Raw genomic sequence first — 11,042 nt, 5'->3', positions numbered from 1 at the left:
CGACGAGGGTTACTTTATGCGCACATTGGTACGCTACTTTTTCCGCGGCCTCCGCGTGGTGCTCGCGCCCATCATGCTGGTATCCGAGAAACTCTCAACGCCACAATCGGTAACGCGCACGCCTGAGGAACAGGCCCGGGTCGACGCTGAATGTCAAAAGCTTGCGCTTTATCAATTCCGCAGTTGCCCGTTTTGTATCAAGGTACGCAAGGAAATGGCTCGCCTCGGCCTGTCTATCGAAAAACGCGATGCTCAACTTGATCCTGACTATCGCAAGGAACTGCAAGAAGGCGGTGGCAAAGTCAAAGTCCCCTGCCTAAAGATTACCCACGACGACGGTCACGACGAATGGCTGTATGAGTCCGACGCCATTAACGCTTGGCTACACAAGCGATTTGGTTAAACCTACAGCCCCTTCTTTCGTCGATCTTCCGCCTTTAAATCCCTGAACACGGCCCACGTCATTCAGTAGATGAATGAGGTCAGTCATTATTTCGATTGTAGGATGTAACCACTACTCTCTATGTTAATGGCATGGCTTTCGAGCTGACCGTGTCTGTTTTGCTGCTTTAATAGTCTTTCCTTAGGGTCACAAGCCCTGGAGAAAAAGCAGCAAAGCGAACAATAAATATTCCTTTCAGGGAACGACTATGACGTTTAAAAAAACGCTATTGGCTTCTGTTATTGGTGCAACGCTAACCGGCACCGCGCTACTACCTACGATCGCAAGTGCAGAAACCCTGCGCATTGGCTACTCTGCCGACTTCGAGACGCTGGATATTCACGAACAGCTTTCAGGCGGCGTACTGCGCTTCTCGCACATGGCCTTTGACCCGCTGGTGCGCTGGACCAAGGATTTTGAGTTCGAGCCACGCCTGGCCACCGAATGGGAGCAGGTTGACGACACCACCATGCGCCTCACGCTGCGCGAAGACGTGAAGTTTCACTCCGGCAATACGTTCACCGCCGACGATGTGGTGTGGACCGTGGAACGTTTGAAAGAAAGCCCCGACTACCGCGGTATTTTCGAGCCGGTAGAAAGTGCCGAAGCCATTGACGATACCACCGTCGAGATCAAGACCCGCGAGCCTTACCCGCTGCTGATGAACATCGCGACTTACATCTTCCCGATGGACCGCGAGTACTACTCGGGTGAAACCGATGACGGCAAAGATAAAGGTGAAATCGAGAAATCCGGCAACTCATACGCCTCGCGCAACGTCTCGGGTACCGGGCCGTTCCAGGTAACTGACCGCCGCCAGGGCGTTCGTGTTGAGTTTGAGCGTTTCGACGACTATTGGGATACCGAGACCGAAGGTAACGTATCGCGCATCGAACTGACCCCGATTTCTGAAAATGCCTCGCGGGTTGCCGCCCTACTGTCCGACGACGTGGATTTCATTGATGCGGTACCGCCCAACGATTTAGACCGTGTTCGTGATGCAGATGACGTCAACCTGATCGAAATCGATGGCACACGCATTATCGGTTTCCAAATGAACGAAGAGCGCGTTGAGGCTTTCCAGGACCCACGCGTACGTCAGGCCGTGGATCTGGCAATTAACCAGGAAGGCATCGCCGACCGCTTAATGCGTGGCTTCGCCAACCCAGCTGGCCAGCTCTCGCCAGAAGGGTATTCAGGCTACAATCCAGACCTTACTCCGCGTTATGACCTGGAACGTGCCCAGGAGCTTATGGCCGAAGCAGGCTATGAGGACGGCTTTGAAATCGAAATGATCGCGCCGAACAACCGCTATGTGAATGATGCGCAAATTGCCCAAGCGGTTTCCAACATGCTGGCACGCATTAATATCGATGTGGACCTGCGCACCATGCCGCTTGCCCAGTACTGGCCAGAATACGACGACCGTGAGTCAGACATGGCAATGATTGGCTGGCACGCCGATACCGAAGACACCGCCAACTTTTTCCAGTACCTGACATTCTGCCGTGATGAAGAGTCCGGCGCTGGCCAGTACAACTATGGCGGTTACTGCAACGAAGAGATTGACAAGCTGGTGACCGACGCCGACAGCGAAAACGACCTGGAAAAGCGTGACGAGATGCTCCAGGAAGCCGAAGCAATGCTTTACGAAGACGTTGGCTTCATTACGCTACATTGGCAAAACCTTGCCTATGCCGCCGCTGAAGGGGTCAATGTTGAGCCGGTGGTCAACGCCATCGACTTCCCCTACCTTGGTGACCTCGTCATTGACCGTGAAGATGACGAATAAACCGCATATATAAGGTACTGAGTAAGCGTTTAATATAAACGTCTTTACCTTATTGCAAGGACGCTTCGCTCCCTAGGCTTGCCCCAGGGGGCGAAGCCTTTTATTAGGCGATTCGCGATAACCTCCTTGCCGATTCCCACGTTGAACCCTTTCACATAGGTGGCGTACGCCATGATTGCCTTTTTAATCAAACGGCTAATGCACGCGATATTGGTGATGTTTGTCATCAGCTTGCTAGCCTTCGCCATCCAGGACAACCTGGGTGACCCCATCCAACAGATGGTGGGGCAGTCAGTGCCCGAAAGCGAGCGCGAAGAACTTCGCGAGCGCTTCGGCCTTAACGATCCGTTCTTGGTCCAGTACGCACGCTTTGCTAAAAATGCCGTACAAGGTGATTTCGGCTACTCCTATTTCTACCGTGAGCCCGCGCTGGAGGTTATTGCCCGCCATTTGCCTGCCACACTGGAGCTGGTGTTTGCCTCTACGCTTATCATTGTGCTGCTTTCAGTCCCCATTGGGGTATACAGCGCGATTAAACCTCGCTCGCCTATTTCGAAATTTTTCATGGGCGTGTCGATTGTTGGCATCTCGATACCGGTATTTTTAACCGCTATTGTCCTTATTCAAATTTTCGCCATTGGCGTGACCGTCACGCTTTTCCCTGAAGGCACGGCATGGGGCAGTTGGTTAAACAATTTTTTCTCTACCCAGGGCAATATGCCTTCATTTGGGCGTGGCGACGGCATCGTGCAGGTGTTTGGTCACTGGGAAACCAACTTTGCCTCGTGGGATGGGCTTCGCAATATCGTATTACCGGCGGTTTCCCTCGCCTCTATTATGCTGCCGCTGTTTATCCGCTTAATCCGCGCGGAAATGTTGGAAGTGCTGCAGTCGGACTACGTAAAATATGCCCGCGCCAAAGGCATTTCCATGCGCCGTGTGTATTTTGTTCACGCGCTTAAAAACACCATGCTACCGGTCATTACCGTGGGTGGCGTACAAATTGGCACGATGGTGGCTTACACCATTTTGACTGAAACAGTCTTCCAATGGCCGGGCATGGGCCTGATGTTCCTCGATGCGATTAACCGCGCCGATATTCCGCTGATCATCTCTTACTTAATGATTGTCGGGATCATTTTCGTGGTCACCAACACCCTCGTCGATTTGATCTATGGCTTGGTGAATCCCACTGTCAAACTAACCGGGAAGCCCGCATGACAACGACAACACACTCTGTTCCTAGCCGCTGGCAGCGCTTCCGTGACTCTTATCTGTGGTACAGCTTCAAGCGCGATTACACCGCGCAGCTATGTTTGGCGATATTTGTCTGCTTGGTATTTGCCGCCTTTTCAGCACCGCTACTTGCCCCCACTGACCCTTACGATTTGGGCCAGATTGATATTCTCGCCTCCGAGCTACCCCCCTTTTGGGTTGACGGAGCTGACGAACGCTACAGCTTGGGTACCGACGCTCAGGGCCGTGATCTATTATCGGTGATTCTTTACGGTACGCGGGTATCCCTGCTTATCGGTTTTGGTGCCGTTGCCCTGCAAGCACTCCTGGGGGTCACCTTTGGCCTGATGGCGGGTTACCTGGGCGGCCGTGTGGATGCCTTCCTGATGCGTTTGGCCGACATCCAACTGTCGTTCTCAACGCTGATGGTCGCCATCGTGGTCGGGGCCGTGGTCAAGGCCTCTTTTGGCAGCTCGTTTTACAGCAGCTACGCCGTGCTGATGCTGATTTTGATTATTGGCCTCGCGGAATGGCCACAGTACGCGCGCACCGTGCGAGCGTCTGTGCTCGCCGAAAAAAACAAAGAATACGTCGATGCGGCCCGTGTAATGGGTCTACGTAGCAAGCGCATCATGTTCCGTCACGTGCTACCCAATACGCTTTCACCGATCTTCGTTATTTCGACGGTACAAATTGCCAACGCGATTATTTCAGAAGCCGCGCTGTCATTTCTTGGCCTAGGGATGCCCGAAACCCACCCCTCGCTGGGCTCGCTGATTAAGTCTGGGTTTGACTACATCCAATCCGGGTCCTGGTGGATCACGATGATCCCCGGTGCAGTGCTGGTGGTGCTCGTACTGTCCATCAACCTGCTCGGCGATTGGCTACGTGACGTTATGAATCCGCGACTCTACAAAGGCTGAGGACAACATGGCACTACTAGAAGTAACAAATTTAGACGTGCGCTTCGGCCTGCGCCAAGGCGAGGTACGCGCGCTGCGCGACGTCAATTTTACGCTAGAGCGTGGTGAGCGGTTAGGTATTGTCGGTGAGTCCGGTGCAGGTAAATCCGTCGCCGCTTTTTCGCTGCTTAACTTGATTGCCAAACCCGGTTTTATTGCTGGCGGCAGTATTACCTTTGAAGGTAAAACGCTCAACACGATGTCCGAGCGCGGCTTGCGTAAAGTGCGCGGCAACCGTATCTCGATGATTTTCCAAGACCCGATGATGACGCTGAACCCTGTGCTGTCTATCGGCGAGCAAATGGTCGAATGTCTCAAAGCCCACCGCCGCATTTCCAGCAAAGAGTCACGCGCCATCGCGCTGGACAAATTGCGTCAGGTACAGATTCCTTCACCCGAAACGCGTCTGGATCAGTACCCCCACGAGCTTTCCGGCGGCATGCGCCAGCGGGTCATCATCGCCATCGCGCTGCTGCTGGACCCGGATATCATCATTGCCGACGAACCGACCACGGCGCTGGACGTCACCATTCAGGCAGAAATCATGGCGTTGCTGCTGGAGCTCTGCGAGCAGCACAACGTCGGCTTGATTTTGATTACCCACGACCTTGGCGTGGTCAGCCAAGTGACCCAACGCATGCTGGTAATGTACGCCGGCCGCGTGATTGAACAAGGCCCTACGCGGGAAATTATCAACGATCCGCAGCATCCTTACACCCAGGGGCTGATCAACGCACTGCCGCAAATGGCCACCCCTGGCGAAAAGCTCAATCAGATCCGTGGCAGCATGCCGTCGCTGTCGAATCTGCCCAGCGGCTGTGCGTTTCACCCCCGCTGTGACTTTATCAACCGCGCCGACGGTCAGCCCCGCCCGGCCTGCACCCAGCAGGTTCCCGGCTTTGTTGAGTCCGGCAACTGCCGCGTGGCGTGCCATATGGTGGCCGAAATGCTTGAAGACCGCCGCCAAAAGGAGGAAACCTCATGACCGCGTCTACTGAGGCCTTAGCGACCGACCGCACCCCCGTTGATCCGCCCAGCCAAAACGAAAAAAGTGCCGATTCACTGCTGCAAGTTCGCGGCTTAAAGAAGCGCTTTTCGCTGTCAGGAGACTTCCTTGAGCAACTACGCTTCAAGGGTGGCAAGCTGGTCCGCCATCAAGAATACGTACATGCTATCAACGGCGTTGACCTCGATATAAAGCGCGGCGAAGCACTATGCGTGGTGGGCGAGTCCGGCTGCGGCAAGTCCACCGTTGCGCGCACGGTAATGGGTTTGCTTTCACCTTCCGAAGGCGAGATCCGCTACGACGGCGAACGGATCGATAATCTGAGTTCGCGTCAGCTACTGCCCTATCGCAAGCGCATGCAGATGATTTTTCAAAACCCCTATGCATCGCTGAACCCGCGCATGACCATTCAGCAGACGCTGGAAGAACCGATTCGCCTACACCATCCCGACTGGAATCGCCCCCAGATCGAAACAAAAGTCGAAGAGGTAATGCAGTCGGTGGGCATTGACCCAGACTGGGGCAAACGCTTCGGCCACGAATTTTCCGGCGGCCAGCGTCAGCGTATCGCCATTGCCCGAGCGCTAGCGGTCGACCCAGAATTCATTGTCGCCGACGAACCCATCTCCGCGCTGGACGTATCGATTCAGGCGCAGGTCCTTAACCTGCTGATGGAGGCCCAGCACGAGCGCAATCTCACCTATCTGTTTATCACCCATGACTTGGCCGTGGTGGAGCATTTTGGCACGCGCGTCGCAGTGATGTACCTGGGTACTGTGTGTGAAATTGCCTCCACCAGGACGCTATTTGCCAAGCCTCGCCATCCCTACACCCAGGCGCTGCTGTCGGCGATTCCTCGTTTGGAGGATGATCGCCCGCAGCATATCCGGCTTTCCGGCGAAGTGCCCACGCCGGTGAATCTGCCGAGTGGCTGCGTGTTCCATGGTCGCTGCCCGTATGCCAACGCACGTTGCCGCGAGGAAATTCCACTGCTGCAAACCCAGGGTGACGGTACGCGTGTGGCGTGCCACGCTGTTGAAGAAGGCCGCCTATGAGGCGGTCGCTCGTTCCTGTATGGAGAGCTAAGGCATGGAAATTCGCTGGCTAGAAGACTTTATCGCCCTGGCCAGAACACGACACTTCTCCCGCGCCGCTGACGAGCAGCACGTCACTCAGCCGACGTTTTCCCGTCGTATTAAGCTGCTTGAGGAAGAAATGGGCGTGACGCTGATCAACCGGCAAACGCTGCCTTTGTCGCTCACCCCAGCGGGAGAAGAGTTTTTGACGCTTTGCGAACAGGTCACCGACCGCGTTCGCTTAACCCGAGACCGTGTTCGCGAGATCAGCGCCGGGCAAAAAAGGCGCATTATGGTGGCCGCACCGCAAAGCTTACTTGGGCAGTTTCTGCCCGAATGGTTGGCTTCTACCGGCTGGCAGGAACGCGTGCAACCCTACCTGCGCGCGACCGGCTGGGTGGCCAGCGATTACTTTCAGGCACTCCAGCGCGGCGAATGCGACCTGGCGATTTGCTATTGGCCCATTGGACGCTGTGATTTGGATATCGACACCAGCGCCTGTACCTACCGTGTCATCGGCCATGAACGGTTAATCCCGGTCACCGGTATTGATGAGCACTCGGCGCCCAGAGCCCTACTGCCGGGCAGCCGGCAGCAGCCGATCCCGTGGCTGGCCTATCCAAAACGCGGGCTTTTGGGATCAGCGGTTAAAGCCCATCTGGGGCGTTTGCCGCAAAGCAGCTACCTCACGGCACAAAGTGAAAACCTGTATGCAGCGGGTATCAAAGAACTGGTACTGCTAGGCTATGGAATGAGTTGGTTGCCCGAACGCAACGTCGCAGCAGAGCTTCGCCAGGGCAGACTGGTCCGCGCGGGCGATAGCCGTTGGGATGTGCCCATGGAGCTTCGCCTGTATCGCCACCAAGGTCAGCACCATGGAGAGCTTGATGCCTTTTGGAGCGAACTCCCCCTTCTTCGTACTTATTAGAGATCCTGCATGTCAACGCAACTTTATCGGTTACAGCAAGAGCACCTGATACATCTGCAGCGCGACTATGCGGCCTTGCTCGAAGAACACCACCTCGACAGCTTGGCCATTTATAGCGGGCACGCCAACGCTTACTTTGCCGATGATCAGGCCCCCGCCTTTCAGACCTACGGCCACTTTATGCATTGGGTGCCGCTGGCCGACGTACAGCACAGCTGGCTGGTGATACGCCCTCACCAACGGCCGCAACTTTATCTCTATGCGCCGGCTGATTTTTGGCACCTGCCGACCCGCTTACCCGAAGAACCCTGGGTGGACGAATTTGATATCCGTCTCTGCAGCGACAAGGTTACCCCCGCCCTGGAGGGTAACGCCGCGATTATCGGTGATGTGGCTCAGTTGCCCACGTCCAGTTTGAATGCACAACTCAATCCCACCGCGCTGATTAATCGCCTGGACGAACGTCGCATCATCAAGTCTGCCTACGAGATCGCCTGCCTGCGGGAAGCTAACCGGATCGCCGTTGCGGGGCACGAAGCCGCGCAAGCTGCTTTTCTTGGTGCTTCCGGCGAGTTGGATATCCAACTCGCCTACTTAGCCGGTAGCCGACAGCGCGAGTCAGCGGTTCCCTACCAAAATATTATGGGCCTAAACGACCACGCGGGCGTGCTTCACTACCAGCACTACGACACGACTCCACCCAGGCAGCGCTTCAGCCTACTGGTGGATGCAGGGAGACGCTTCCGCGGCTACTGCGCGGATATTACCCGCACCTACGCTGGCCCAGACGCACCGGCGCTTTTCGGTGAACTGGTGGGCGCCTTACACGGCCTAAAAGACGAGCTGGTCAAAGAGGTTACGACGGGTACAGATTTCATTGCGCTGCACGAGCAAATGCACCAGCGTTTAGGCAATATATTAGTCGCTCATGATTTATTCCGGGGCAGCAGTGAGCAGGCCGTAGCCGAGGGCGTCACGCGCGCCTTTTGCCCCCATGGACTCGGCCACTCGCTCGGCTTACAGGTACATGACGTAGCCGGTTTGCGCCACCCAGACGGCACCCCTGCCCCAGCCCCCAGCAAGCATCCGGCATTGCGGCTCACCCGCAGGCTTGAGCAGGGCATGGTCGTGACCATCGAGCCTGGGCTATATTTTATTCCTATGCTGTTGGCACCGCTTCGCCAACACTCGCTACCCATCAACTGGACGTTGGTGGACCACTGCCTGCCCTGCGGCGGCATCCGTATTGAAGACAATATTGCCGTGACCGACCAGGGGCCCGATAACTTAACGCCTTTAACGATATTCAAATAGCACCCACAAAAACGCCCAGCTAGGCTGGGCGTTTGTTCAAGCTTGGCTCACGCCACGGTGTGCGTTCAATAGTGCTGATTAGAAGCGGTACGTAACACCACCACCAACGGTCACCGGATCAATATCCACCGCACCAACGTTAGCGCCACCGGATTCGATATCGGCGTCTACATCGGCATAGCTGACGTAGCCGTTAAGCAGGATGTTATCAGTCACCGCCAGGTCGAGACCTGCTTGGCCAATAGCACCATAGCTGTCATCGACGCTAATGTCAGCGGCTGTGTCTTCACTATAGAAATTGGTGTAGTTAAGGCCCACGCCAACATATGGCTGAATACGCGAGTCGACCCCGCCCATCGGGTAGTAGTTGAAAAGCGCATTAACCGGCAAACGTTCTACGCTACCTGCATCACCAGCGTCAGTCGTGAGGTCATGCTCAAAACCTTCGCTGCTGTTTAGCTCAACGCCGAATTTGTCATGGAACAGATAACCAACGCCATAAGTCAAACCGTTTTCGCTTTCAACGTCTACGTCCGCTCCCGCCACGTTGCTGTCGTCGGAAGCAATGTCTGTTTTAGCGACCCCACCGCGAACAAAGACATCGCCCGCGGTGTATGCCAATGCAGCTTGGCTTGCCAATGCAAAGCCAGCGGTAATCACAGCGGCAGATAAAATTTTAAATTGGTTCATCTGGGTCATCCTCTTGCCTTTCGCTTGGGATCCGTTATCAAGCGTCACGTATTACTCTGCATCTGTCACGGCAGCGACGCTCAATAACTTGTACAGTAATGAGTATACGAACACTGTTTCCAAACGTCACGTAAAATTTTGTTATAGAATTAAGCACAAAATATGCAGTGATTCACCAAATGCCACGCATAAAAAAAGTCCCCCGAAGGGGACCCAGGTGGAGCACGCCAGCTCACTCTGTGTATCGCTAACCAAGCGGTCGCGATGTAGGTGAAGAAGGGAGAGAAGCAACTTATTTAAGCCGTTGTATCTCTATTCACTCACCCTTTGCCATACTATGTAGCGAACTGTGTGCCACTTTTTTAAAAACATATACAAAACAATTATTTATAAAACAACTGCTTGATCTGTCGTCATTTCTCTCGCATTGCAGCAAGTAAGCTGCACCAGCACTGCGCAATTTTCAGCTCTCGTGCATCACAAAGTATCATGTAAGTTCGTTTGCGCTTAAAAATCCTCACATTAGTGATTAGGTGTCACGATGATTTTCACCTGGGCTTTGTCGCTTAGCAACGCTTCAAAGCCCTCTTCCACGATATCTGCCAGGGGAATGCGCTGGGTGACCATATCTTCTGCGCGAAAGTAGCCCCGCTGCATCAGCGCCATCACCGCTGGGTACACATGGCGATAGGCGATAATGCCCTTCATGGTGCGCTCTTTGATGACGAGGTCGTTAGGCTGAAAGCTGGCCTCTCCTTCCCAGATACTGACCACTACCACCTCCCCGCCTTCGTGGGTGCTATGCAGCGCCTGATTCAGTACGGCAGGAATGCCAGTTACCTCAAACACCACGTCCACGCCGCCATCGCTCAGCGATTGAATTTTTGCCACCGCATCCTCCTGCTGCGGATCAACTGCAATGGCCCCCAATGCTTCGGCCTTGGCTTTGCGAGAAGGCGCCACCTCAACGGCGTAAATTTTAGCAGCACCGGCGGCTTTAAGTGCTTCGATGGTCATCAGACCAATCGGTCCCGCGCCGAATACAGCTGCGCTATCACCAGCTTTCAGGCAGCTTTGACGCACCGCATGCAGTGCGACCGCCGCGGGCTCTACCAGAGCGCCTTGTTCGTAGCTCAGCTCATCCGGCAGCTTATGCACCATATGCTCACCCATCACGGTGAACTCGGAAAAGCCACCACCACCGCCCGAGAGGCCATGAAAGCCCAGTAAAGGCGTGAGGTTATAGCGCTCCATCTGATAAGCGCCATCCTTGTTGGGGGGAAAGGATCGGCTCAATCGCCACGCGGTCGCCTACCTTCACCCGCGTGACTTTCTCGCCGACCTCTACCACTTCTCCAGCGAACTCATGGCCCATAATGATCGGCGCCTGCTCGCCACTGATCGGGTGCGGCTTACCTACCGGAATAAAAATAGGCCCGGCGGCATACTCGTGCAGATCACTGCCGCAAATGCCACATGCAGCTACTTTCACCTTCACTTCATGGGGGCCGCTGATAGTGGGAACCGGCACCTGCTCGACGCGAATATCTCTTGCCGCGTACCAAACCGCTGCCTGCATGCTTGACTGATTCATGG

Annotated in this window: 11 protein-coding genes; 8 read left to right on the top strand and 3 right to left on the bottom strand. The window is 55.0% G+C overall.

Annotation, left to right across the window (positions count from 1 at the left end; all coding sequences use genetic code 11):
* The first annotated feature begins 16 nt into the window (after positions 1 to 16).
* The 8 genes from GA0071314_RS07870 (at position 17) to pepQ (ending at position 8,756) form a co-directional block, all read left to right on the top strand.
* Positions 17 to 403 carry a glutaredoxin family protein gene (locus GA0071314_RS07870; protein WP_074396125.1) on the top strand — a complete coding sequence of 129 codons (387 nt, stop codon included), beginning with the start codon at positions 17 to 19 and terminating at the stop codon, positions 401 to 403.
* Positions 404 to 650: 247 nt separating this feature from the next.
* Positions 651 to 2,234: an ABC transporter substrate-binding protein gene (locus tag GA0071314_RS07865; protein ID WP_074396124.1), complete on the top strand. Its 1,584-nt coding sequence runs from the start codon at positions 651 to 653 to the stop codon at positions 2,232 to 2,234.
* Between the two features lie 171 nt (positions 2,235 to 2,405).
* Complete coding sequence (locus GA0071314_RS07860; protein ID WP_074396123.1) at positions 2,406 to 3,455, top strand: ABC transporter permease; 1,050 nt, start codon at positions 2,406 to 2,408, stop codon at positions 3,453 to 3,455.
* The gene (locus GA0071314_RS07855; protein WP_074396122.1) at positions 3,452 to 4,393 is read left to right on the top strand and encodes an ABC transporter permease; all 942 of its coding nucleotides are present in this window, start codon (positions 3,452 to 3,454) and stop codon (positions 4,391 to 4,393) included. The genes GA0071314_RS07860 and GA0071314_RS07855 overlap by 4 nt, the downstream gene beginning before the upstream one ends.
* Before the next feature lie 7 nt (positions 4,394 to 4,400).
* A complete protein-coding gene (locus GA0071314_RS07850) occupies positions 4,401 to 5,417 on the top strand; it encodes an ABC transporter ATP-binding protein (RefSeq protein ID WP_074396121.1) in 1,017 nt (338 codons plus the stop codon).
* The gene (locus GA0071314_RS07845) at positions 5,414 to 6,493 is read left to right on the top strand and encodes an ABC transporter ATP-binding protein (protein ID WP_074396120.1); all 1,080 of its coding nucleotides are present in this window, start codon (positions 5,414 to 5,416) and stop codon (positions 6,491 to 6,493) included. The genes GA0071314_RS07850 and GA0071314_RS07845 overlap by 4 nt, the downstream gene beginning before the upstream one ends.
* A gap of 34 nt (positions 6,494 to 6,527) precedes the next feature.
* The gene (locus GA0071314_RS07840) at positions 6,528 to 7,442 is read left to right on the top strand and encodes a LysR family transcriptional regulator (protein WP_074396119.1); all 915 of its coding nucleotides are present in this window, start codon (positions 6,528 to 6,530) and stop codon (positions 7,440 to 7,442) included.
* A gap of 9 nt (positions 7,443 to 7,451) precedes the next feature.
* Positions 7,452 to 8,756, top strand: coding sequence for a Xaa-Pro dipeptidase (gene pepQ, locus GA0071314_RS07835; RefSeq protein WP_074396118.1), 1,305 nt, complete (start codon positions 7,452 to 7,454; stop codon positions 8,754 to 8,756).
* A 78-nt stretch (positions 8,757 to 8,834) separates the two neighbouring features.
* Here pepQ and GA0071314_RS07830 read toward each other — a convergent pair whose 3' ends face one another.
* From GA0071314_RS07830 to GA0071314_RS19880, 3 genes are all read right to left on the bottom strand, one after another.
* Entirely contained in the window at positions 8,835 to 9,446 is a 612-nt protein-coding gene (locus tag GA0071314_RS07830; RefSeq protein ID WP_172822096.1) for an OmpW/AlkL family protein, read from the bottom strand.
* A 522-nt stretch (positions 9,447 to 9,968) separates the two neighbouring features.
* Entirely contained in the window at positions 9,969 to 10,700 is a 732-nt protein-coding gene (locus GA0071314_RS07825) for a zinc-binding dehydrogenase (protein ID WP_269449430.1), read from the bottom strand.
* Positions 10,687 to 11,040 (bottom strand): alcohol dehydrogenase catalytic domain-containing protein, encoded by a 354-nt coding sequence (locus GA0071314_RS19880; protein WP_269449429.1) that lies wholly within the window; start codon positions 11,038 to 11,040, stop codon positions 10,687 to 10,689. Before GA0071314_RS19880 ends, GA0071314_RS07825 begins: the two co-directional genes overlap by 14 nt.
* Between the last annotated feature and the right edge of the window lie 2 nt (positions 11,041 to 11,042).

Source organism: Halomonas sp. HL-93 (assembly GCF_900086985.1).
Classification (GTDB): domain Bacteria; phylum Pseudomonadota; class Gammaproteobacteria; order Pseudomonadales; family Halomonadaceae; genus Vreelandella.
The sequence above is the reverse complement of the archived record's forward strand: the minus strand, read 5'-3'. Positions and strand labels throughout refer to the sequence as shown.